Origin of the sequence: Marilutibacter chinensis, from assembly GCF_021725675.1 — a bacterium.
Lineage (GTDB): Bacteria > Pseudomonadota > Gammaproteobacteria > Xanthomonadales > Xanthomonadaceae > Marilutibacter > Marilutibacter chinensis.
In genome coordinates, this window is record NZ_JAKJPO010000008.1 from 18,745 (window position 1) to 42,999 (window position 24,255).

A 24,255-nucleotide genomic window follows, 5' to 3' on the forward strand; every position below is an offset into this window, starting at 1 on the left:
CATCGGGAGCCCCGTCCGGGGCTCCCGACTGCCGATGCACGCCGTTCCATCACGATCGTCGATCCGGAGCACCGAATGCCCGCAACCGCTTTTCCGCCCCCTCGCCTCCCACCACGTTTCCCGCCCCGCCCGCGGCCATGGGCGCGGGTCCTGGCGCTTTTCGTTTCGCTCGCCCTGGCATCGGGCTGCAGCCGCGAGACCGCGGCGATTCCATCGGATGCCGACGACAGCATGAGCGATGCGGTCACTGCCGCACCGCCGGCCGAGGCCGCATTCGACAGCCATCTGGACATCGTCGACAACAACGGCCGGCTGCGCTTCGACGGTACCGTCGACAGCGATGAGGCACGCCAGGCCATCGCCGCGGCGATCGATGCCGCCTATCCCGCCGACCGGGTGACCGGTGCGGTCGCCGTCGACGGCAATGCCCGTCCCGCCCCGTGGCTGCGCGGCCTCGCCCCGTTCCTGGCCGGTTTCAAGGCACCCGGCGCCGCGGTGCGGTTCCGGGCCGACGCCGTCGAGCTCTCCGGCCAGGTGTCCCCGGACGAGCGGCTGCGGCTCAGGCAACTGGCCCGTGCGCAGTTTCCCGGCGTGCGTCTGACCGGCCTGTTCGGAGGCGTGGGCGGCGACGACGGCAATGACCCGGCCGCGGCCGCGCTGGCGAACCTGCGCCCCGACACACCGGCTCACGGCGTCGAGTCCGCGCTGAACAGGATGGACGTCGGTTTCGAGCCGGGCAGCGCACGGATCACGCCCGACAGCCTGGCGGTGATCGCCCAGGCCGGGCAGCTTCTTGCCGCGATGCCGCCGGAACGGCGCATCGAGATCGCCGGCCACGCCGGCGGCAGCGGCGACCCCGACGCCGATGCGGCGCTCTCGCGCCAGCGCGCCGATGCGGTGAAGGTCCAGCTGATCGTCAACGGCGTCAATCCGGGCGCCGTCGAGGCCCGCGCGGCCGACGCCGGGGAACGACCGGACAGCGTGACGTTCAGGGTGCTGAACTGATCCGCCGGCACTGAAGCCGTGCCGGGCCGGGCTCCAGCCCGCCCGGCGACCGGCCCCTCTTGACCGCGGGCATCCGGCGCTGCGGGAAGACCCGCGTCATCACGCTCTGCTGACAATGCGCTGTCAGCAGCCGGTGCGCTCTGGCGTGCCCGGTATTTGCCCCCATATCGGGCAACCGATACGCTCGTCGGCTTACCGCCGCCAGCCGCTGCCGCACGCGCGGCGGCGCAGACATCCACGACCAGCGCAGGGCCCCCACCACGCATGGACACCATCCGCATCCGCGGCGCGCGGACGCACAACCTCAAGAACATCGACCTCGACCTGCCGCGCGACAAGCTGATCGTGATCACAGGGCTGTCGGGCTCGGGCAAGTCGTCGCTGGCTTTCGACACCGTCTACGCCGAAGGCCAGCGCCGCTACGTCGAATCGCTGTCGGCCTACGCGCGGCAGTTCCTGTCGGTGATGGAAAAGCCCGACGTCGACCATATCGAGGGGCTGTCGCCGGCGATCTCGATCGAGCAGAAGTCGACGTCGCACAATCCGCGCTCCACCGTCGGCACGATCACCGAGATATACGACTACCTGCGCCTGCTGTACGCGCGCGTGGGCACCCCGCGCTGCCCCGACCACCACTATCCGCTGGAGGCGCAGACCGTCAGCCAGATGGTCGACCAGGTGATCGCGCTGTCCGCGAAACCCGAGACCGCCGAGCAGCGCTACATGCTGCTGGCGCCGGTGATCCGCGAGCGCAAGGGCGAGCATGCGCAGGTGTTCGAGCAGCTCCGCGCGCAAGGCTACGTGCGCGTGCGCGTCGACGGCGAGGTCCATGAGATCGACGCGGTGCCGACGCTGGCGCTGCGCCAGAAGCACACGATCGAGGCGGTGGTCGACCGCTTCCGTCCGCGCGAGGACATGAAGCAGCGCCTGGCCGAGTCCTTCGAGACCGCGCTCAAGCTGGGCGACGGTATGGCCTCGGTGATGTCGCTGGACGCTCCCGACGCCGAGCCGCTGCTGTTCTCCTCGCGCTACAGCTGTCCGGTCTGCGATTACGCACTGCCCGAACTCGAACCCCGGCTGTTCTCGTTCAATTCGCCGGTCGGCGCCTGCCAGCACTGCGACGGCCTCGGCGTGGCCCAGTTCTTCGATCCGGCACGGGTGGTCGTGCATCCCGAACTCGCCCTGTCCGCCGGCGCCGTGCGCGGCTGGGACCGTCGCAACGCCTATTACTTCCAGATGATCCAGTCGCTTGCGCGGCACTACGACTTCGATGTCGACACGCCATGGCAGGCCCTGTCCGAGGGGGTGCGCCAGGCGGTGCTGTTCGGCAGCGGCGACGAGCAGATCACCTTCACCTACCTGACCGACGGCGGCAGCCGCAACCAGCGCAAGCACCGCTTCGAGGGCATCGTCCCCAATCTCGAGCGCCGCTACCGCGAGACCGAGTCCGCGGCGGTGCGCGAAGAACTGTCCAAGTACATCAGCGAGCGCCCCTGTCCCGAATGCGGCGGCGCCCGCCTCAACCGGGCCGCGCGCAACGTCTTCGTCGACGACCGGCCGCTGCCGGAGATCGTGGTGATGCCGGTCGACGAGGCGCTGGCGTTCTTCCGGGCCATGCACCTGCCCGGCTGGCGCGGCGAGATCGCGATCAAGATCGTCAAGGAGATCTCCGATCGCCTGCGCTTCCTGGTCGACGTCGGCCTCGACTACCTGACCCTCGAACGCAAGGCCGACTCGCTGTCCGGCGGCGAGGCGCAGCGCATCCGCCTGGCCAGCCAGATCGGCGCCGGCCTGGTCGGCGTGATGTACGTGCTCGACGAACCCTCGATCGGCCTGCACCAGCGCGACAACGAACGCCTGCTCGGCACCCTGACCCGGTTGCGCGACCTCGGCAACACGGTGATCGTGGTCGAACACGACGAGGATGCGATCCGCCTGGCCGACCACATCGTCGACATCGGGCCCGGCGCCGGCGTGCACGGCGGCGAGGTGGTCGCGCAGGGCCTGCTCGACGACGTGCTGAAGGCGCCGCGCTCGCTGACCGGCCAATACCTGAGCGGCCGCAGGCGCATCGAGATACCGGCCAAGCGCACCCGGCCGAACCCGAAGGCGATCCTCCACCTGCGCGGCGCGCGCGGCAACAACCTCAAGGACGTCGACCTCGACATCCCGGCCGGACTGCTGACCTGCGTGACCGGCGTGTCGGGTTCGGGCAAATCGACCCTGATCAACGACACCCTGTACGTGATCGCCGCCAACGAGCTCAACGGCGCGTCGCAGACACCGGCGCCGTATGCGTCGGTCGACAACATCGACCTGTTCGACAAGGTCGTCGACATCGACCAGTCGCCGATCGGGCGCACGCCGCGCTCCAACCCGGCGACCTACACCGGCCTGTTCACCCCGCTGCGCGAGCTGTTCGCCCAGGTGCCGGAAGCGCGCGCGCGCGGCTATGCGGCCGGACGTTTCAGCTTCAACGTGCGCGGCGGCCGCTGCGAGGCCTGCCAGGGCGATGGCCTGATCAAGGTCGAGATGCACTTCCTGCCCGACGTCTACGTCCCGTGCGACGTCTGCGGCGGCAAGCGCTACAACCGCGAAACGCTGGAGATCCTCTACAAGGGCTACTCGATCCACGACGTGCTGGAGATGACGGTCGAGGACGCACTGGGCCTGTTCGAGAACATTCCGGCGATCGCCCGCAAGCTCGAGACGCTGGTCGATGTCGGCCTGAGCTACATCAAGCTGGGCCAGAGCGCGACCACGCTGTCGGGCGGCGAGGCGCAGCGGGTGAAGCTGTCGAAGGAACTGTCGCGGCGCGACACCGGCCGCACGCTGTACATCCTCGACGAGCCGACGACCGGTCTGCACTTCCACGACATCGAGCACCTGCTGAGCGTGCTGCACCGGCTGCGCGACGACGGCAACACGGTCGTGGTGATCGAGCACAACCTCGACGTGATCAAGACCGCCGACTGGATCATCGACCTCGGTCCGGAAGGCGGTCATCGCGGCGGCACCATCCTCGCGACCGGGACGCCCGAGGAGATCGCCGCGCTCGATCATTCGCACACCGGCCGGTTCCTCGCGCCGCTGCTGGGCAAGCCCGCAGCCGCGCCTTCCGGCGGCAGGGAAAAAGGCACCCGCAAACCGCAGCCACGCCGTGCGCCGGCGAAGAAGAGCAAGAAGGCCTCCGCATGAACGCACCGGACAAGGACCGCACGACGGACGACATGCCTGCCGATGTCGCTGCGGACACCACGCCCAGCGGCAAGACCGCCGCGCGCAAGCCCCGCAAGACCACCATGCGCAAGCGTGCAGCGACGAAGAAAGGCGCCTCCACCGGCAAGACCACGCGCACGGCGGCGGCAGGCAATGGCGACGGCGATACGTCCACCGGCGATCCTGCGGCGCAAACCCGGCCCGCTGCAACGACCGCGGCTTCGGCGCCGGCTCCGATGACGGCGGAGGCAACCGTCCTGCTGTCCACGCCGATGACCGTACGCTGGCGCGATCTCGACGCTTTCAACCATGTCAACAATTCCAAGTACCTCAGCTACCTGGAAGAGGCGCGCCTGCGCTGGATGCTCAGCGTGCCGGGCCAGGGGCTGGACGACGACGTCGCCCCGGTGGTCGCCGCCGCCCACCTGAATTACCGGCGCCCGATCGAGTGGCCGGCCGAGATCGTGATCGAGCTGTTCGTCGAGCGCCTGGGCAACACCAGCCTGAGCATCGGCCACCGCATCACTGCCGCCGGCAACCGCGACACGCTCTATTGCGACGGCTACGTGGTGATGGTGTGGATCGATCGCGCGACCGGGCAGGCCGCGGCACTGCCCGAAAGCGTCCGCGAGGCCTGCCGCCGCTGACCGCCGGCGCGGACGCCCGAGGCGCTTCCACGTATGGCGCCTGCAGGATACGGGCACGCGAGGCCCGCATCGGCCTATGATATCGGCAGGTCGAGAACGGAGTCCGCGATGCGTCACCCCCTGTCACTGCTGGCCGCTGCCTGCCTGCTGGCGGCCTGTTCGCCGTCCGGTCCGTCCGACGGCGGCGCGCCGCGGCAACCGGCCGATTCCTCCGCCCGCAGCACCGACACCGGTCGCGCGGCGGAAACCGACGCCGGCGAAGGCACCCGCCTGACCGTCTACAGCGGCGACTACGAGGCACTGCGCGGAGCCGCCCGGGTCGAGCCGGGGATGCCCGGCTACGCACTGGTCGAGCGCACCCTGCGCTATGCGCTGAACGCCGGCAGCAACGAAATCAGCGCAACCCGCATACCGCCCGCGATGGACGTGGAAGCCGCGGTGCTCCGTCCGGAGGCCGATGGTGTCGCCGTGCGCGGCCAGCGCTATATCGCGCCACTCGCCGGCACCGTCGACGTGCTCACCCGCGCGATCGGCCAGCGCGTCGCCGTCGAGCACACCTCCGGCGGCGCCAAACAGACGGACAGCGGCATCCTGCTCGCCGCCGGCGACGGCCTCAGCCTGGGCCTCAGCGACGGTCGGGTGAAGGTCATCCGCGACTACGACAACTTCAGCGTCATCGCCGCCAACGACACCCTGCCGCGCGAAGCCGCGCTGCAATGGACGGTCGAGGCCGAAAAGGCCGGAAACGCGGCCTTCGCCCTGAGCTATCCGATGGGCGGAATGGCCTGGCGCGCCGAATACCGGGCGACGATCGCCGCCGGCGACGACTGCCGCCTGTCGCTGGACGGCGCCGCGCTGGTCGTCAACCAGTCCGGCGTCGGCTTCGACAATGCCCGCCTGACCCTGGTCGCCGGCCAGCCCGAACGCACCGGCAACGCCGTCGATGGTGCGCGCGGCTACGCGATGGAGTTGCAGGCGGCCGCGCCCGCCGCTGACGCCCCGCCTCCACCCGGACCGCGCCGCTCCGGCGAATACCACGCCTACGACCTGCCCGGCCTGAGCCGGATCGGCAGCGGCGCGGTCGAACGACTGCCGCTGTTCGAGCCGCGACCGGCGGTCGAGTGCCGCCGCACCTACGTGGTCGACGGCGGCAGCCCCGGCTGGATTCCGCCCGTCCCGCAACTGTCGGCCGGCTACCGTGGCCGCACCGGCGAGCTGCCGGTCACCGCCACCGTGTCGTTCGACAACAGCGCCGAGGCCGGACTCGGACAGCCGCTGCCGGCGGGTCGGGTGCGGGTGTTCGACGGCAACGATTTTCTCGGCGAATCGACGCTGGCGCACACGCCCGAGGGTCGCGAGATCCGCCTGCAGGTCGGCACCGCGTTCGACCTGAGCGCCGAGCGCAAGGCGGCTGCGCTGGACGTAGACCGCAGTGGCCGCCAGCTCACCGAGTCGTTCGAGCTGACCTTGGGCAATGCCGGCGACGAAGCGAAGACGATCCGAGTGATCGAACCGATGATGCGCTGGACCGACTGGGAAATCGTCGCCTCCAGTCTCCCGGTCGCGAAGAAGGACGCGCAGTCTGCCGAGTTCGAGGTGCCGGTACCGGCCAAGGGCGAGGCGAAACTGAGCTACACCGTCCGCTACCGCTGGCCGGAGGGACTGCGCCCATGAGCACCTCGCCCGCGAACCCGCCATGCCTGGTCGAAAGCCGCCGTCATGGCGACATCGTCGAGCTCCACTTGGCGCGCGCGCCGGTCAACGCGCTCGACCCGGCCCTGTGCGGCGATCTCTGCGATGCGATCGCCGATGCAGTCGCGCAGCAGGCGCGCGGCATCGTGCTCAGCGGCGGCCCGAAGGTGTTCTCCGCCGGCCTGGACGTGCCGCACCTGCTGTCGCTGGGTGACGACAGGGCGGCGCTGAAGGCCGCGTGGGAACGCTTCTTCGCCGCCGCGCGTGCGCTGGTCGAGTGCCCGGTGCCGGTGGTCGCGGCGATCGCCGGCCACGCACCGGCCGGCGGCTGCGTGCTGGCGCTGTGCTGCGACTACCGGGTGATGGCGTCCGGACCGTACCGGATCGGCCTGAACGAGACCCAGGTCGGCCTGGTCGCTCCGGAAGGCATCCAGCGGTTGATGCGACGCGTCGTCGGCCCCTACCGAGCCGAGCGCCTGCTGGTCGCCGGCGAGATGATCGAGGCCGAGCAGGCGCTGGCGTTCGGGCTGGTTGACGAACTGGTCGGCATCGACGAAGTCGCCCAGCGGGCGCGGAGCTGGCTCGAGCACCTGCTGCGCCTGCCGTCCGAAGCGATGCTGCGGACCCGCACGATCGCGCGCGCCGACATGGTCGTGGCGATGCAGCCGGAACTGATCCAGCTCGACCACTTCATCGATGCCTGGTACGACGCCGGCACCCAGCAGGCGTTGCACGCCCTGGTCGCCAGCCTGCGCAAGTAGCGCCACCCTCACCCCGTGGACTGGCCCGCGCGCATGTAGGAGCGACGCGAACCGCGATCGGGGGCCTCTACGGGGAAGTTTCTCCTACGTCATGTAGCCGAGCCCCGTGGGTCGGGGGGCGACTCGCGTCTGCGCCGCGCATGGGGTGTGAAACGCAACGGCGGAGCCCCGGGGCTCGCTCGACGGATCATCGGCGATTTCCGGGCGCAACCCGGAAATAGTGGCTCACGCCGCTCTGTGGCGAAGCGGACCGGGGCGTCGGTCGCTCAACCGCCCGTGGCGACCGGCCGCGCCGGATCTTCGATCCAGCCGCTCCAGGAACCGGTGAACAGCCGCGGGCCGGGAGCTCCAGGACGAGCCATCCCGGCATGGGCGAGCGCCAGCAGGTGGTGGCAGGCGGTCACGCCGGAGCCGCACATCGCGACCAGCGCATCCGGGGAGCGCCCGTCCAGCAGGCGTGCGAACTCCGCTTTCAGCTCCGCCGGCGGCTTGGCCAGCCCGTCACGCAGGTTGTCGGTGAACGGCCGGTTGAGTGCACCGGGCACGTGACCGCCGACGCGGTCGATCGGTTCGACGTCGCCCCGGAAACGCTCGGCCGCGCGCGCGTCCACCAGCAGCCCGCCCGCGTCCAGATGCGCCTGCACCTGCGGCGCATCGAGCAGCAGTGCATCGTCGAACCTGCCGGGGTACGGCGCCGTCGCGGTCCCCGCCGGCATCGGAGTTCCGCGCTCGATCGGCAGGTCCTGCGCCAGCCAGTGCCGCCAACCGCCGTCGAGCACCGCGACCCGCATGTGCCCAAGGGCCCGCAACAGGAACCAGACCCGTGCGGCGGCCAACGCGCCGCCGGCGTCGTCGTAGACGACGACCTGGCTGGCGGGTGTGACGCCCCACTCGCCGAGACGACGGACGAAGTCCGCCGCGTCCGGCCAAGGATGGCGTCCCTGTCCGCGCCTCACCGCCTCCGCACCGGAATCCGCCCGCGCGGACAGATCGCGATCCAGGTGCGCATAACGTGCACCCGGAATCCGCGCCTGGCGCCAGGCGGTCTCGCCCGCGCCCGGGTCGGCCAGCTCGAAACGGGCGTCGATCACGACCAGGTCGTCCCGCCCCAGTGCCTGCTCGAACTCCGCGGCTCCGATCCAGGTGGTCCAGGCTGGCGTCTGCATCATCGCCCTCGCATGCGCGCCTGCGCGAGACGCTCGCGCAGATTGAAAAGCATCGAAGCGGTGGCGCCCCAGATGCGCTGCGCGGGATAGCGGAATTCCAGCACCTCGCGCGTACGGCCACGATAGCTCAGGACCCGGCGGGTCAGGTTGCCCGGATCCATCAGGTAGTCGAGCGGCACCTCGAACACCTCCTCGACCTCGGCAGGATCGGGGCGCGCCACGAAGTCGCCGGACACGCTCGCCACCAGCGGCGTGATCCGGAAACCGGTGATCGTAGACAGGGGATCGAGGAACCCGAGCGGCCGCACGTCGGTGCGGCCGAGGCCGACCTCCTCGTGCGCCTCGCGCAGGGCGGCGGCGACCGCGTCGGCGTCGCCCGGGTCGACCCGTCCGCCGGGAAAGCTGACCTGGCCTCCATGCTGCCGCAGGCCGGCATTGCGACGGGTGAACAGTACGCGCGTCCCTTCGTCGCGCGGCACCAGGCCGACCAGCACGGCGGCCTCGGCCGGCCGCAGATCCGGCGCGAGCAGATCGTGGATCTCGTCGACGTTCCAGCCGGGGCCGCCCGGCGGCTCGGCGAGCGGATGCAGCGCGCGGGCCAGCTCCGGCCAATCGGCAGGCAACGGCACGGGCCTCCGTGGACTCACCGGCGGTGCAACTCCCGTTCGGGCAGGACGGTTTCCATCATCCGGAGCCGTTCGTCGTCGTTCATCTGCGACCAGCGCGCGATCTCCGCTGAGCTGCGGTAGCAGCCTTCGCAGTAGCCTTCTTCGTCGAGACTGCATACGCCGATGCAGGGACTGAGCACGGCGCGAAACGGATAGTTCATGTCGTTCTGTTGCAAAGGGCCCGGCAGCCGCATCGACCCGATGCCCGTCGTGCAGTCTGTCCGGCCAGGGTCGCGGAGCAGAAGCCCCGCTGTCCGCGAGTCGTGGATGGGGCCGGTGGCGGCGATGCGTCCCCTGTTGCGCAATGCGCCGGCAGGGCCGGCGCATTGCGGGAGATCGCGCAGAGGTTAACGCATGCGTCCGCCTGCACGGCCCGGCCAGGACGCGAAAAACGAAGGCGGCCGCGGCACGCGACCGCCCCCCGCATCACTTGACGCTGGTCAGCTTGATCTCGAACTGCACGGCGACGTTCGGCGGGAACGGCGTGCGCGGATCGGCACCGTAGGCCTTCTCCGGCGGCAGCGTCACTTCCCACTTGGCGCCGGCCGGCATCTGCAGCAGCACCTCGCGCATCGCCGGCATCTCGATCTCGCTGAGCTGGATCGCCGGAATGTCCTGCGCGGCGCGTGCCGGCTGCGGGCGCTCGCCCCAGGCGAACGGACCGGCCACCTGCAGCTCGACGGTGCTGGCCTGGGTCGGCTTGGCGCCACTGCCGGCTTCGATCACCCGGTACTGGATGCCGCCGGCCAGCGACTGCACGCCGGGCTTGGCCCGGTTCTGGGCCAGGAAGGTGTCGCTCTTCGACTTGTTGGTCGCCGCGGCACGGTCCCACTCGGCCTTGGCCTTCTCCGCCTGACGCTTCTGCATGTTCTGCACGGCGGTGCGCAGCTCCTCGACCGGGACGGCCGGCTGCTTCTTGGCGTAACCGTCCTGCAGACCCTTGATGATGGTGTTCAGGTCGACGGCTTCACCGCTCTCGATCGCATTGCGGCCCAGGTCGTAGCCCAGCGCGTAGCTCAGCTTGCCCTTCTCCGAAGTCATGTCCTGGGCAGCGGCGGTGCCGACGGCCAGGATTCCGGTGGCCAGGATCAGGGCGGTCGCGTGGACCGCGGGAAAACGCAACTTCATTCGGTAAAACCTCCGGTGTGTGGCACGGAACCGGGCGGGTCGTCGCAAGCTGCGTGACGACCGCTCTGAGTACCGGTCATGGGGCCCTCGAGGCCGCGCGAGGCCTGTTCGGACGCGCTAGGATACCGGCGCCAGGGCTTAACTGCCACTGACGCCGGCGGCTGAGACCGGACACGGACGGCCAAGTTCCCGGCCCGATCCGGAATGCTGCCGCGAAATGTGCGCCAGAACCGTCCCGGCAACGGTGGAGACCGTTCCGTATTCAATCCACATACAGACAAGGACTCCTGTTCATTATGTCCGATTCCCCATTGTCGACCCGCCGCGATGGCGCGGTCCTCGTGATCACCATCAACCGGCCGGACAAGCTGAACGCGCTCAACGCCGCGACCCTGGATGCGCTGGACGCGGCCTTCGCCGAAGCAGCCCATGACGACGGCGTGCGCGCGATCGTGCTGACCGGCGCCGGCCCGAAGGCCTTCGTGGCCGGCGCCGACATCGCCGAGATGAATACGCTGACTCCGGTGCAGGGGCGCGACTTCTCCCTGCGCGGACAACGGATGATGCGGCGGGTCGAGAAGATGCCCAAGCCGGTGATTGCGATGATCAACGGCTTCGCGCTCGGCGGTGGCCTCGAACTGGCGATGTGCTGCCACCTGCGCATCGCCGCCGACACGGCCAAGGTCGGCCAGCCCGAGATCAACCTCGGCCTGATACCGGGCTTCGGCGGCACCCAGCGCCTGCTGCGGCTGGCCGGACGCGCGGCGACGCTCGAACTGTGCCTGATCGGTACGCCGATCGATGCGGCCCGCGCCGCGGCGCTGGGCATCGTCAACCGGGTGGTCCCGGCCGCCGAGCTGGAGGCCGAAACCCTGAAGCTCGCCGGCAAGCTGGCCGGATCCGCGCCGCTGGCGTTGCGCGGCATCATCGACTGCATCAACGTCGGCGGCGAGTGCGGAATCGAGGAAGGCCTGGAATACGAAACCGCGCAGTTCGGGCTGATGTTCTCCACCGACGACATGCGCGAAGGCACCGGCGCGTTTCTGGAACGCCGCCAGCCGGAGTTCAGGGGCTCATGAGCGCCGCCTGCCATCACTGCGGTTGCGACGACGCATGCGGCGCGAAGCAGCACGCGATCCTCGATGCGCTGATCGCCAACGACATCGACCGTGCGATCGACCTCGACCTGATGACGGTCGAGCCCTGCCCCCGCTGCAAGCCGAGCTGCCATCTGCCGCTGATCGAGGCCAGGACCGCGCGGAAGCGTGCGCTCGAGGCGCGCGAGCGCTACCGAGGGCGATTGGCCCGGCTGCAGCGGCTCGCCGATGAGCAGAAGGCCCGGCGCGCGCCGGCGCCGTCACCGGCGTTTCCGGACGACGCCGCAGGCGCGCCGGAGCGTCCGCGGTCAGCGCTGCCGGACGCAGCCGCCGCGGCTCTGGCGAGGGCCAAGGCCCGGGCTGCGGGACGGGAGCGCTGATGGCGTCCCCACCCCGGGCCACGTCACCGCGCAAGGCCCGGTCTTCCGCCGGCAAGGCGCAAGCGCGTCGCAGGAGCGCTCGCCGTCCCTCGAAGCTCCGACCCGAAGAGGTCGTCGAGCTGTTCGAACGGCTGAAGTGGCTGAATCCGACTCCGACCACCGAGCTGGAATTCGGTTCGCCATACGAACTGCTGGTCGCGGTAACGCTGTCGGCGCAGGCCACCGACGTCGGCGTCAACAAAGCCACGCGGCGGCTGTTCCCGGTCGCCAACACGCCGCAGGCGATCGCCGAGCTCGGAGTCGAAGGGCTGAAGCCCTATATCGCGACCATCGGCCTGTACAACACCAAGGCGGCCAACGTGGTGGCGATGGCGCAGCAGCTGATCGAGCTGCACGACGGCAAGGTCCCGCGTGACCGCGCCGCGCTGGAAGCCCTGCCCGGGGTCGGCCGCAAGACCGCCAACGTGGTGCTCAACACCGCCTTCGGCGAGCCGACGATGGCGGTGGACACGCATATCTTCCGGGTCGCCAACCGCACCGGCCTGGCTCCCGGCAAGACCGTCCGCGCGGTCGAGGACGCGCTGCTGCAGGTGGTACCGACGGAGTACCTGCAGGACGCGCACCACTGGCTGATCCTGCACGGCCGCTATGTATGCAAGGCGCGCAAGCCGGACTGTCCACAGTGCGCGATCCGCGACATCTGCCGCTACCCGGACAAGACGCCGGGCGAAGCGTAGGAGCGCTGGCTGGACGAATGGCGTCGGGTCATCCGTGCGTGTGCTCGCGCAGCCACTTGGTCGCCACCCACTTCTCGCCCTCGGTCACCGGCGCACCGCCATGCAGGCTCAGGGTCATCGGATGGGGCCGGTCGTAGCTGAAGAAGACCGCGTTGCCCTTGACCGCCGCGGCCTCGAACCCGACCTCCGGAAAGGTGGTCGCGCCGCCGCTCCGTGGCGTATTGAGATACATCACGAGCGACGCGACCCGCTGGCCGCCGCGCTGGAGGATCTTCGCCGCACCCGGCCGGTCGGGATCGAAGTAGTCGTAGTGCGGCTTGTACTCCGCGCCCGGACCGTAGCGCAGCACCTGCAGGCCCTCGCCATGGTCGACCGGCCAGTCGAGCAGCCTCGCGATGCGCGCCTCGATCCGCCGGCATAATGCGTTGCCGCCGCGTTCGAAACTCATGCCCTGGCTGGTTCGGCCCTCGTGGACGATGTCGCCGCCGGTTTCCAGGTCGACCGTCGCCGAGCGCGACAAGCGCGAGCGCGCCAGCTCGATCATCCGGTCGCACTCCTCGTGCGACAGCACGTTGCCGAACACGATCACCCGCGGGTGGCGCATGCTGGCGAGCACGTGCACCTCGCGGTCGCCCGCATCGACCGCCGACGACCCGTTGAGCCCGATCGGCGCCGGTACCCGGCTCGGCAACGGCAGTCCGGTCTCGCGGGCATGCGCTTCGAGGAAATTGCGGGTCACGCGCTCGATCGCGTCGATCGCCACCTGCTCTTCCCATCCGCTCGCCAGCAACGGCTCCAGCACCGCTTCGGGCGGCTGCCCGGCACGGACCTGATCGATGATCCATCGCTCCAGTTCGGCGGTGAGGGCGGTCGTTTCGGTCATGTCGCTCCGGTCATCTCGTTGCGTCGTGTAGTCGCTGTGGTCACGCGGATGAAGAGCCATCGCGCCCCCGGCGTCGTGCGTGTGCCGGTGTCGCCGGCGGCGTTCGCCCCCGACACCGCCTCCACCCGCGGCACGACCCTGCATTGTGCTCATTCCGGATGACGGGAGTGTTTCATTTTTCACATGACGCTTTCGTGTCGCCCCTGCTGGTTAAACCTGCGTTATCGCTGAAAAAAACCTGTCACAGAACAGGCCTATAACTTTTCGCCGATTCGTCCGCACCGCACGCCTGCACCGCAGGTCGTGCCGTCATGTCGCCGTCATCTCCGGCGGCATGCCGGCACGGCAGGAGGCCAGGCGCACAAACCAGACACGTCGACAGGGCGCGTGAAACGAACAGGGGGCGGAACGGGACCGATGCTGCGGTCGCAACCAGGACTTGCGGTCCGCAACAGGATCCCGACCGGGCCCGAGCGTGTTTGAACCATCCCAACGATCGGAGAGCAAGAGAATGACTTCTCGCAACAACTGCAGGACCCTGCTGATGACTTTCGGCGCGGTCCTTGCACTCACCGCTTGCGGCGGCGGCGCCGACCGCGTTGCGTCGCCGGGCGAAGGCGCGTTTCCGCCACCGCCGGTGACCCCGCCGCCCCCGCCGCCGCCGGCTCCGCCGCCGCCGCCCCCGCCGCCGGGTGCGAGCTGCCCGAGCGGCACCACCGACGTGGGTGAGGTTGCGGGTCTGACCAACTGCGAGCTGCCGTCGCGCATCATCGGCAACCTGACCCTGCCGCAGATCGATGGCGTGGTGTATTCGCTCAACGGCCGCACCGACGTCGGCGAGGACATGGGGGGCGACGCCGCCAACCCGCTGCCGAACGCGCGCCAGGGTGTACTGACGATCGAGCCGGGCGTGACCCTGTTCGGCTCCAACGGCGCCGACTTCCTGATGGTCAACCGCGGCTCGCAGATCATGGCCGAGGGCACCGCCAGCGCGCCGATCGTGATGACCAGCCGCCAGAGCGTCGAGGGCACCACCAATATCGATTCGATCGGCCAGTGGGGCGGCCTGGTGCTGCTCGGCCGCGCGGCCATCAGCACCTGCCCGGGCACCGCCCAGCCCGGCACCGCCACCTGTGAAGCGCAGGTCGAAGGCGCCAACGGCTTCTACGGCGGCAACGACAACGCCGACAACAGTGGCGTGCTGAAGTACGTCCGCGTGATGCACTCGGGCTTCGAAGTGCTGCCCGACGTCGAGCTCAACGGCATCACGATGGCCGGCCTGGGCAGCGGTACCGAGGTCGACTACGTGCAGGTGCACAACAGCTCCGACGACGGCATCGAATGGTTCGGCGGCATGGTCAACGCCAAGCACCTGGTGATGACCGGCATCGACGACGACAGCTTCGACACCGACTCCGGCTACCGCGGCGCGATCCAGTTCGGCCTCATCGTCCAGCGCGACGGCGGCGGCGACCGCGTCAACGAGATGAGCTCGCAGGACCTGCCGTACCGCTCCAACCCGGTGATCGCCAACGTGACCTACGTCAGCAAGGGCCACGACACCGTGGTGGTGCTGAACCAGGGCACCCTGGTCAACTACTACAACGCCGTGTTCACCGGCGGCAACCCGGCCTGCATCGAGTTCCAGTCGGCCACGACCGAAGGCACCTTCGACTCGACCTACGTGTCCTGCGATACCCCGTTCGCGGGCGGCGCCACCGGTCCGGAAGCCACCGCGTTCAACGCCGGCACCAACAACGCCACCGGCGCGTCGAGCCTGACCGACACCTTCGTCAACGGCGCCAACGAATCCGCGGTGCCGGCGTTCGCGGGCCTGTCGGGCGTCAACCCGTTCTTCGAGGACGTCGACTACATCGGCGCGGTGAAGGATTCGGCCGACACCTGGTGGGAAGGCTGGACCTGCGGCCTGACCAGCAGCGATCCCTGCTGATGGCAAAGCTCGTGACCGCAGGGGGTGGTCACGGGCGGGACGGGGCCAACAGTCCGCGGCCCTGCCCCCTTTCCGATGCCGCGGCGAGCCCGCGGCATCGGCTTATCGGACGCACAGGACCCTAAGAAAGGCTGCCCACTCATGAAGCTCAATACCGCCCGTACGGGCCCACACACCGGGATATTCCTGGCGATCACGGCCCTGCTCGCGCCGCACGGCGCGCTGGCCCAGGACGTCGCGGCCGGACAGCCGGCCACCCAGCAGGAAACCTCCAGCGAACAGGCCACCGAACTCGACGCGGTCGAAGTTCGCGGCGAATTCATCCCGCAGCCGATGCTGACCAGCTCGGCGGTGATGACCCACGTCTCCAAGGAGGACCTGGATCGCCAGGGCGACAGCACCGTGGCCGACGCCCTGGTCCGCGTGGCGGGCCTGAGCGTCAACCAGGGCAAGTACGTGTACGTGCGCGGCCTCAACGAGCGCTATTCCTCGGCGCTGCTGAACAACTCGCCGCTGCCGAGCCCCGAACCGCTCAAGCGCGTGGTGCCGCTGGACCTGTTCCCGACCAACGTGCTCGACACTGTCGAGGTCCAGAAGACCTATTCGGTGCGCTTCCCCGGCGAGTTCGGCGGCGGCACGATCAACATTTCCAGCGCCGTGGTGCCGGAAGAGCCGTTCCTGAAGCTGAAGGCCGCGATCGGCGGCAACAGCGAGACCACCTTCCAGCCCGGCCTGACCCATTACGGCGGCGGCGACTCCGACTTCTTCGGCTACGACGACGGCACCCGCAAGATGCCGCAGGAGCTGCAGGACGCGCTCGCCACCGGCCACCGCATCACCCCCGGCCCGAACTTCACCTCCGACGAGGTCAAGCGGATCGCGCGCAGCTTCACCAATGCGCCGCTGAATCTGATCCAGACCACCGACAACGTCAACCCGGACTACGAGTACGAAATCAGCGGCGGCACCTCGTTCGACGTCGGCGAGTCGTCGCGCCTGGGCGTGGTTGCGACCGCGGCGCTGAAGAACAAGTGGCAGACCCAGGTCGGCGTGCAGCAGGACGGCGCGGTCGAGAACGGCGCGATGGCGGTGCAGTCGGACTACGACTTCCTGTCGACCACCAACAACGCCACCGTCAACGGCCTGCTCGGCGTGACCATGGACTGGGAAGACCACAAGGTCGGCGTGATGACCATGTACGTGCACGACACGGACAAGGAGACCCGCAGCACCGAGGGCTTCAGCCTGCTGACCGGCGACAACGTCCGCGACGACACCACCCACTGGTTCGAGCGCGAGCTGATCAACACCCAGCTGACCGGCAAGCACATGTTCGGCGAGTTCCGCGACCTGACCGTCGACTGGCGCGTCGGCCACTCGCGCGCCAGCCTCGACGCGCCGTACGAGAAGGGCTTCCGCTACCGCGAGGATGCGGACGGCTTCTGGTTCCACGATGCGTCACAGGCCCAGAACTACACCCGCTTCAGCAAGGTCAACGAGCGCGTGGATTCGGCCGGCGTCGATGCCGCCTGGCGCCTGCCCATCGAGATGGACCTGTACCTGAATTTCGGTGCCGCATGGTCCGACACCGAGCGCGACGCGGTCACCCGCGAATTCCGTCTGCTGTCGCTCGGCAACCTGCCGTTCTACTACCGCTACCTGCGCCCGGACTTCCTGCTGTCCGACTACGCGATCAGCCAGGGCTACCTGACCCTGCGCGAGACCACTGGCGGCACCGGCGCTGCCGCCTACGACGGCTCGCTGGAGACCCAGGCCCTGTACCTGGAGGCCGAGTCGCAGCTGACCGGCACCGTGCGCGCGACCGTCGGCGTCCGTTACGAGGATGCGACCCAGGAAGTGCAGCCGATCGATCTGTTCGACACCGGCCAGCCGCTGCCGACCGCGGCGCCGCTGGAGAACGACTACTTCCTGCCTGCCGCGACGGTCACCTGGAACTTCGCCGACAACCAGCAGCTGCGCGTCGGCATGTCCAAGACCATCGCCCGCCCGCAGTTCCGCGAGCTGGCGCCGCAGCAGTACCTCGACCTCGACAGCGACCGTCTGGTGATCGGCAACCCGTTCCTGGTCGACAGCGAGCTGATCAACTTCGACGCCCGCTACGAGTGGTACTTCGACCGCGGCGAATACCTCAGCGCCGGCGTGTTCTACAAGGACATCGACAAGCCGGTGGAGGTCGTGCTGAACGGTCGCTCGGGTTCGAGCTGGCAGCAGAGCTTCATCAATGCGCCCAAGGCGGTCGTCTATGGCCTGGAGCTGGACTTCCGCAAGTACTACGACAGTCCTTGGGACTGGACCGGCGCCGACAGCCGCTTCTTCGTCGCCGCCAACTACACCTGGTCCGATTCCGAAGTGCAGGTCGACGACGACGATGTCGCCTACACCCTGGCCGGCAACGGCCGCCCACAGCCGGCGTCGGAACTGGTGATGGACGGCAGCCGCCTGCAGGGCCAGTCCGAGCACCTGGCCAACGTGCAGCTCGGCCTCGAGCACCCGGCCTCCAACAGCCAGGCGACCCTGCTGATCGGCTATGCCAGCGAGCGCATCAATGCCCGCGGCATCAACGGCTTCGACCCGGCCACCGGCGGCACCACCGTGGTCCAGCCCGACTACGTACAGGAGCCCGGTACCTCGGTCGATCTGGTGGTCAAGAAGGGCTTCACTCTGTGGAACACCAGGATGGAACTGGGCTTCGAGGCCCGCAACCTGTTCAACCAGGAGTTCCACGAGTTCCAGGAGCATGGCGGCGGCCGGGCCGACGTGATGCGCTACGACCTCGGCACCAGCTACAGCCTGAGCCTCTCGGCATCGTTCTAGCAGGTCGCCGGAGAACGCGCGTCCTGTGCGTTCTCCGGATCGCGAGTCCGGCACGTGTCGCGATCCGCTCCCGACGAAGCGGCCGCACTGGCGGTTGCTTCGTCGACCCGCCGTCCCGGCCGCGCCGGCGGGTCGCGCTTCGACAGCCTGCAAGGGGGAGATGTCCTCCAGGGGAGGAAGGCCCGGAAGCCCTGCTTCCGGGCCTTCTTTTTCCAGGCGACGGCACCGGCCGTCCCCTGCCGGTCTTCAAATCCATGTGTCAGATGAAGTCAAACGGTCACAAATCCGTCTCATCCTGTTCGCGCCGCTGAAACCTGACGCGTGGACCGCTCCGCCCGTGCCCGCCCTTTCCGCCATCCGCGATATTTCCGACCCCGCCGTGCACGAGCGGTTGCGCCATAGCCTGCCCCAGGCGATCGAGATCGTGCTGGTGCTGTTGCTGGCGGTGCAGGCCGCGCGGATGCTGTGGCTGATCGCGGTGCCGCCGGCACCGTTCGGTCAGGCGGCGCTCCCGTCCGCACCGGAGGCGGTGGACTCGACGACGGCGGCCGTCGACCTGTTCTACCGGCAAAGCCCCGCAAGCGCGGTCGTCGGTGCGGACGAGGCGCTCGGTTACCGGCTGTTCGGCCTGCGCGCCGCGTCCACCGACGGCAGCTTGCCCGGCTCGGCGATCCTCGCGGGCAAGGACGACCTGCAGCAGGCCTACCGGATCGGCGACAGCATCGCTCCCGGGATCACCCTCGCACGGGTCGCCGGCGACCACGTGATCCTGCGCGCAGGCGGTGGCGAACACCGTATCGACCTTGCCGCCTCCGCGCCCGCGAAGCCGGGACACACGACCGCGCGGCTGTCCACGGGCGGTGCGGCCACCGAGACCATGCGGACGCCGGTCGCGGTGCAGACCGGCAGCATCGCACCCGCCCAGCTGCTGGCCAGCACGGGGCTGCGTGCCGCGCTCGACGGCGGCTACACCCTGACCCCGCGCGGCGACGGTGCGCTGTTCCGCCAGGCCGGGCTGGAGGCCGGCGACGTGCTGATGGCCATCAACGGCCGTCCGCTCGACCGCGAGCGGCTCGGCGAGCTGGAAAACGAACTCGAGAACCGTGCCGAGGCGGTGCTGACCGTCAGGCGCGGCGGCCAGACCCGGACGATCACCCTGCAGGCCAAGCAACCTTGAAACGACACCTCCTCTCCACCCTGCTGATCGCCAGCCTGGTGATACAACCGCTCGCCCCCGTCCTTGCCCAGGCGGGCCCGGGCGCCGGCCAGACGCTCGACGGTCAGTCCCTGAACGGTCAATCCCTCAACGTCCGGAATGCCGACATCCGCGCGTTCATCCAGGATGTGGCGCGCGCGACCGGCACCACCTTCATCGTCGATCCGCGCGTGCAGGGGACGGTCAACGTCAACCGCAGCGAACCCATGTCCGGACAGGAACTGCTCGGCGTGCTGCTGGCGGTGCTGCGCGCGAACGGCCTGGTCGCGGTGCCGGCGGGGACCGGTGCCTACCGGGTGGTTCCGGACGACACCGCCGCGCAGCAGCCCGGCTCGGCCGGCGACGACGCCGGTTTCGCGACCCAGGTGATCCCGCTGCGTACCGTCGATGCGAGGATCGCGGCCGAAACCCTGAAGCCGCTGGTCGGCCGCGGCGGCGTTGTGCTGCCGATGCCGCAGAGCAACAGCCTGCTGGTCGCCGACTACGCCGACAACCTGCGTCGCATCCGCGGCCTGATCGCCCAGGTCGACAACGACCGCGCGACCATCGACACCGTCACCCTGCGCAACAGTTCCGCGCAGGAGATCGCCTCCACCGTGACGCGCCTGTTCGGCGGCGGCAGCGACGGCGCCAACCCCGCCCTGTCGGTGCTGCCGGTGGAAAGCAGCAATTCGATCGTGGTGCGCGGCGATGCGCAGCTGATCCAGCGCGTCGTGCAGATGATCCTCGAGCTCGACCGCCGCGCCGAAAGCAGCGGCGACGTCCGCGTGGTCAAGCTGCGCCATGCCAATGCCGAACAGCTGCTGCCGGTGCTGCAGCAGCTGATCGGGCAGGCGCCCGAAGGCGCCGCATACGGCGCCGATGCGCCGCCGTCGGCCGCGGTGTCGACCGCCGCGCCGACGGGCAGCCAGGTCATCGCCGGCGTCCCGGGCAAACGCCCGACCATCGTCCGCTATCCGGGCTCGAACTCGCTGATCATCAACGCCGACCCGGAAACCCAGCGCACCCTGCTCGATGTGATCAACCAGCTCGACACCCGCCGCGAGCAGGTGCTGGTCGAGGCGATCGTGGTCGAGATCTCCGACGAGGCGGCGAAGGAGCTCGGCGTCCAGTTCCTGCTCGGCGGCAAGGACGGCAACATCCCGTTTCTCGCCACCCAGTACCCGAGCTCCAAGACCGGGATCATGCCGATCGCCGCCGGTATCGCCGCGGGTGAGCCGGGCGACGACGACGACGATGCCGACGGCGTGCTCGATCTTGCCAGGCGCACCGCGGTGCAGTCGCTGCTGGGGCTCAGCGGCGGCCTGGCCGGGCTGGCCGGCAGCAGCAGCGACGCGGTGTTCGGGATGATCATCAACGCGGTCAAGTCCGACACCGGTTCGAACCTGCTGTCGACGCCGTCGATCATGACCCTCGACAACGAGGAGGCGCGCATCCTGGTCGGCCAGGAAGTGCCGATCACCACCGGCGAGGTGCTGGGCGACTCCAACAGCAATCCGTTCCGCACCATCCAGCGCCAGGACGTCGGCGTGCAGTTGGAGGTCAAGCCGCAGATCAACGCCGGCGGCGGCATCACCCTGTTCCTGCGCCAGGAGGTCTCCTCGATAGCCGGTCCGGTCAGCGCCAACTTCAACGAACTGGTGCTGAACAAGCGCGAGATCGAGACCAGGGTGCAGGTCGACGACGGCGCGATCGTCGTGCTCGGCGGCCTGCTCGACCAGAACGACCGCCTGACCGTGGACAAGATCCCGGGACTGGGCGACCTGCCGCTGGTCGGAGGACTGTTCCGCAGCACCGCGCGTGAGAACAACAAGCGCAACCTGATGGTGTTCATCCGCCCGACGGTGATCCGCGATGCCAGCGATGCGCAGCGCGAGACCGCCTACCGCTATGGCTACATCCGAGAGCGCCAGCTCGAGGCGCAACAGGCCGAGGACCAGCGTGCCGCACTCGATGCGCTGGTGCAGGAATACCTGCGGATGAGTCCGCCGGTGCAGCCGCCGGCATCGGGCTCGGCGCCGCCGGCACCGTCCGCCCAGACCGCGCCTGTCGATGGCGGCCCGCACGTCGAAGAGGCCACGCCCGCGCCATGAACGCAACCGCGCCCCTGCCGGCCACTCTGCCCTACGCCTTCGCCAAGGCGCATGGGGTGATCCTGCTCGGCGTCGACGACGGGCAGGTCCGGGTCGGCCTGCGCGACGGCGCCGATGCGCGGTCGCTGCTGGAGGTACGCCGTGCACTGGGACGCGCGCTGCAGGTCGAGCGGCTCGAACGCGCCGCGTTCGACCGGCGTCTGTCGGAGGCCTATGCCGACGCCGGCCTCGGCAGCGCCGCCGAGGCCGGCGCGCTCGACGCGCACGGCGGTCTCGATGCGCTGGCCGACGACATTCCGGCCACCGCCGACCTGCTGGAAAGCCAGGACGATGCGCCGGTGATCCGCCTGATCAACGGTCTGCTCGCCGAGGCCGCGCGGCTCGGCGCGTCGGACGTGCACGTGGAGCCGTTCGAATCCGCGCTGCGGGTGCGCTTCCGCGTCGACGGAGTGATGCGCCAGGTGCTCAGCCTGCCCGCCCGCATCGCACCGCTGCTGGTTTCGCGGGTGAAGGTGATGGCACGGCTGGACATCGCCGAGAAGCGGGTGCCGCAGGACGGCCGGATCTCGGTCGCGATGGGCGCCAAGGCGCTCGACGTGCGCGTGTCCACCCTGCCCGCGCGAGGCGGCGAGCGGGTGGTGATGCGCCTGCTCGACAAGGACCAGGGCACGCTGTCGCTTGAACAGCTCGGGATGCCGGCGCAGGTGCTGCGTGGCTTCCACCAGGCGCTGGGCGTGCCCAACGGCATCATCCTGGTCACCGGCCCGACCGGTTCGGGCAAGACCACGACGCTGTATGCCGGACTGTCCCGGCTCAACGACGGCAGCCGCACCATCCTCACCGTCGAGGACCCGGTCGAGTACGCGATCGACGGCGTCGGCCAGACCCAGGTCAACGGCAAGGTCGGGATGACCTTCGCCGCCGGTCTGCGTGCGATCCTGCGCCAGGACCCGGACACGGTGATGGTCGGCGAGATCCGCGACCCGGAAACCGCGCAGATCGCGGTGCAGGCCAGCCTGACCGGCCACCTGGTGCTGTCCACTGTGCATACCAACGATGCGGTCGGCGCGATCACCCGCCTGCGCGACATGGGCATCGAGCCGTTCCTGCTCGCCTCCACCCTGCGCCTGATCGTCGCGCAACGGCTGGTGCGGCGGCTGTGCCCGCACTGCCGCGTGCCGCGAGAGCACGACGTGGTGAGCCGGCAGCTGGTCGGCGAAGACTTCGACGGAACCCTGTACCGTGCAGTCGGCTGCTCCCACTGCAATCACACCGGTTTCTCCGGGCGCATCGGCGTCTACGAAGCGGTGACCGTCGATGAGGCCCTGCGCCAGCTGATCGGTGCCAATGCCGACGAGGACAGCATCGCCCGCATGGCCTTCTCGCGCGGCGGACGGCTGTCGCAGGCCGCGCGCGACTGCGTCGCCCGCGGCGACACCACCATGGAGGAGGCCCTGCGCGTCACCCGCCAGGAGCTGGACGACGATGGCGGCATTTGACTACGCAGCCCTCGATGGTCGCGGCCGCACGCGTACCGGCGTCGTGTCCGCATCCAGCGCACGCGAGGCCCGCGAGCAGCTGGAGAAGCGGCGGCTGCTGCCGGTCAGGATCGCACCCGCCGCGGCCCGCGAGCGCGACGACAGGCGTTCCCCGTTCGAGCGGTTCACCGGCAAGGACGTGACCCTGGTGACCCGCCAACTGGCGACACTGGTCACAGCGGCACCTCTCGAAGAGGCATTGCGCACGATCGGCGGCCAGGCCGAGAAGCCGGCGGTGCGTCGCGTGCTGATGGCGACCCACGCGCTGGTGCTGGAGGGATTCCGCCTGTCCGACGCGATGGCCCGGCAGGGCAACGCATTCCCGCCGCTGTACCGGGCGATGGTCGCCGCCGGCGAGAGCTCCGGTGCGCTGCCCGACATCCTCGAACGCCTGGCCGACCTGCTCGAACGCGAGCAGCAGGTACGCGCCAGGCTGTTCACCGCGCTGATCTACCCCGCTGCGCTGGCGTTGACCGCGATCGCGGTGGTGATCGCGCTGATGACCTTCGTCGTGCCCAAGGTCGTCGAGCAGTTCGACTCGATGGGGCGCGAACTGCCGGCGTTGACCCGCGTGGTCATCGCGATCTCCGAATTCATGGCAGGCTGGGGGCTGCCGCTGCTCGCGCTGCTCGCGGTGGCCGCGGTCGTGTTCCGGCAGATGCTGAAACGGCCGGCGTTCCGCCTGCGCTTCGACGCGCTGGTGCTGCGCACTCCCCTGCTCGGGCGGTTGATCCGCGACGTGCATGCCGCGCGGATGGCCCGCACGCTGTCGATCATGGTCAACAGCGGCCTTCCGATCATGGAAGGCCTGATGATCACCGCCCGCACCGTGCACAACCGCGTGCTGCGCGAGGCCACCGATGCGATGGTCGCCTCGATCCGCGAGGGCGGCAGCCTGTCGTCGGCGATGAAGCGTGCGGGGGTGTTCCCGCCGACGCTGATCTACATGACCACCAGCGGCGAGAACAGCGGCCGGCTGGCACCGATGCTGGAGCGCGCGGCCGACTACCTCGAACGCGAGTTCAACACCTTCACCTCGGCCGCGATGAGCCTGCTGGAGCCGGTGATCATCGTCCTGCTCGGCGGCGTGGTCGCAGTCATCGTGCTGTCCATCCTGCTGCCGATCCTGCAGTTCAACAGCCTTGCGCTGGGGTGACTGCGGGACTCAGGGCCCGGGAAAGAGCGGACAACACGAAGCGTCCAATTGCAGGGGGAATCGAACTTTGAGCCACGCGGAAA

Annotated in this window: 17 protein-coding genes and 1 pseudogene; 14 read left to right on the top strand and 4 right to left on the bottom strand. The window is 69.5% G+C overall.

The genetic code is table 11. From position 1 onward, the window contains the following. The first annotated feature begins 75 nt into the window (after nucleotides 1-75). From L3V18_RS12525 to L3V18_RS12545, 5 genes are all read left to right on the top strand, one after another. Nucleotides 76-1,005 (top strand): OmpA family protein, encoded by a 930-nt coding sequence (locus tag L3V18_RS12525; protein WP_237055390.1) that lies wholly within the window; start codon nucleotides 76-78, stop codon nucleotides 1,003-1,005. Nucleotides 1,006-1,269: 264 nt separating this feature from the next. Further along, nucleotides 1,270-4,203 (top strand): excinuclease ABC subunit UvrA, encoded by a 2,934-nt coding sequence (gene uvrA / locus L3V18_RS12530; RefSeq protein WP_237055392.1) that lies wholly within the window; start codon nucleotides 1,270-1,272, stop codon nucleotides 4,201-4,203. A gap of 257 nt (nucleotides 4,204-4,460) precedes the next feature. Next, entirely contained in the window at nucleotides 4,461-4,871 is a 411-nt protein-coding gene (locus L3V18_RS12535) for an acyl-CoA thioesterase (RefSeq protein ID WP_237055707.1), read from the top strand. A gap of 108 nt (nucleotides 4,872-4,979) precedes the next feature. After that, the gene (locus L3V18_RS12540; protein WP_237055393.1) at nucleotides 4,980-6,545 is read left to right on the top strand and encodes a DUF4139 domain-containing protein; all 1,566 of its coding nucleotides are present in this window, start codon (nucleotides 4,980-4,982) and stop codon (nucleotides 6,543-6,545) included. Further along, nucleotides 6,542-7,324 carry an enoyl-CoA hydratase/isomerase family protein gene (locus L3V18_RS12545; RefSeq protein WP_237055396.1) on the top strand — a complete coding sequence of 261 codons (783 nt, stop codon included), beginning with the start codon at nucleotides 6,542-6,544 and terminating at the stop codon, nucleotides 7,322-7,324. The genes L3V18_RS12540 and L3V18_RS12545 overlap by 4 nt, the downstream gene beginning before the upstream one ends. 266 nt (nucleotides 7,325-7,590) lie before the next feature. On the opposite strand, the gene L3V18_RS12550 is transcribed toward L3V18_RS12545, so the two are convergent. From L3V18_RS12550 to L3V18_RS12560, 3 genes and pseudogenes are all read right to left on the bottom strand, one after another. After that, the gene (locus tag L3V18_RS12550; RefSeq protein ID WP_237055398.1) at nucleotides 7,591-8,493 is read right to left on the bottom strand and encodes a sulfurtransferase; all 903 of its coding nucleotides are present in this window, start codon (nucleotides 8,491-8,493) and stop codon (nucleotides 7,591-7,593) included. Beyond that, a pseudogene (locus L3V18_RS12555) lies at nucleotides 8,490-9,352 on the bottom strand (NUDIX hydrolase). The gene L3V18_RS12550 and the pseudogene L3V18_RS12555 overlap by 4 nt, the downstream one beginning before the upstream one ends. 232 nt (nucleotides 9,353-9,584) lie before the next feature. Further along, the gene (locus L3V18_RS12560) at nucleotides 9,585-10,286 is read right to left on the bottom strand and encodes an FKBP-type peptidyl-prolyl cis-trans isomerase N-terminal domain-containing protein (RefSeq protein WP_237055400.1); all 702 of its coding nucleotides are present in this window, start codon (nucleotides 10,284-10,286) and stop codon (nucleotides 9,585-9,587) included. Between the two features lie 296 nt (nucleotides 10,287-10,582). On the opposite strand from L3V18_RS12560, the gene L3V18_RS12565 reads away from it, so the two are divergent. From L3V18_RS12565 to nth, 3 genes are read left to right on the top strand one after another with little or no spacing between them, the layout of a single operon-like run. After that, the gene (locus L3V18_RS12565; RefSeq protein WP_237055402.1) at nucleotides 10,583-11,365 is read left to right on the top strand and encodes an enoyl-CoA hydratase/isomerase family protein; all 783 of its coding nucleotides are present in this window, start codon (nucleotides 10,583-10,585) and stop codon (nucleotides 11,363-11,365) included. Continuing rightward, entirely contained in the window at nucleotides 11,362-11,763 is a 402-nt protein-coding gene (locus L3V18_RS12570) for a hypothetical protein (protein WP_237055404.1), read from the top strand. The genes L3V18_RS12565 and L3V18_RS12570 overlap by 4 nt, the downstream gene beginning before the upstream one ends. After that, complete coding sequence (gene nth, locus L3V18_RS12575; RefSeq protein ID WP_237055406.1) at nucleotides 11,763-12,500, top strand: endonuclease III; 738 nt, start codon at nucleotides 11,763-11,765, stop codon at nucleotides 12,498-12,500. The genes L3V18_RS12570 and nth overlap by 1 nt, the downstream gene beginning before the upstream one ends. Before the next feature lie 28 nt (nucleotides 12,501-12,528). Here the strand turns inward: nth and L3V18_RS12580 are convergent, their stop codons facing one another. Further along, nucleotides 12,529-13,383 (bottom strand): 2OG-Fe(II) oxygenase, encoded by an 855-nt coding sequence (locus L3V18_RS12580; protein ID WP_237055408.1) that lies wholly within the window; start codon nucleotides 13,381-13,383, stop codon nucleotides 12,529-12,531. A 511-nt stretch (nucleotides 13,384-13,894) separates the two neighbouring features. Here L3V18_RS12580 and L3V18_RS12585 point away from each other — a divergent pair. From L3V18_RS12585 to gspF, 6 genes are all read left to right on the top strand, one after another. Beyond that, entirely contained in the window at nucleotides 13,895-15,334 is a 1,440-nt protein-coding gene (locus tag L3V18_RS12585; RefSeq protein WP_237055410.1) for a hypothetical protein, read from the top strand. Between the two features lie 141 nt (nucleotides 15,335-15,475). Then, nucleotides 15,476-18,169, top strand: coding sequence for a TonB-dependent receptor domain-containing protein (locus L3V18_RS12590; RefSeq protein WP_237055412.1), 2,694 nt, complete (start codon nucleotides 15,476-15,478; stop codon nucleotides 18,167-18,169). A gap of 337 nt (nucleotides 18,170-18,506) precedes the next feature. Continuing rightward, nucleotides 18,507-19,346, top strand: coding sequence for a type II secretion system protein N (locus L3V18_RS12595; RefSeq protein WP_237055415.1), 840 nt, complete (start codon nucleotides 18,507-18,509; stop codon nucleotides 19,344-19,346). After that, nucleotides 19,343-21,478, top strand: a complete 2,136-nt coding sequence (gene gspD / locus L3V18_RS12600) for a type II secretion system secretin GspD (protein ID WP_425493526.1) — start codon at nucleotides 19,343-19,345, stop codon at nucleotides 21,476-21,478. The genes L3V18_RS12595 and gspD overlap by 4 nt, the downstream gene beginning before the upstream one ends. Continuing rightward, nucleotides 21,475-22,977: a type II secretion system ATPase GspE gene (gspE, locus tag L3V18_RS12605; RefSeq protein ID WP_237055416.1), complete on the top strand. Its 1,503-nt coding sequence runs from the start codon at nucleotides 21,475-21,477 to the stop codon at nucleotides 22,975-22,977. Before gspD ends, gspE begins: the two co-directional genes overlap by 4 nt. Continuing rightward, the gene (gene gspF / locus L3V18_RS12610; protein WP_237055418.1) at nucleotides 22,964-24,172 is read left to right on the top strand and encodes a type II secretion system inner membrane protein GspF; all 1,209 of its coding nucleotides are present in this window, start codon (nucleotides 22,964-22,966) and stop codon (nucleotides 24,170-24,172) included. The genes gspE and gspF overlap by 14 nt, the downstream gene beginning before the upstream one ends. Nucleotides 24,173-24,255: the final 83 nt, after the last annotated feature.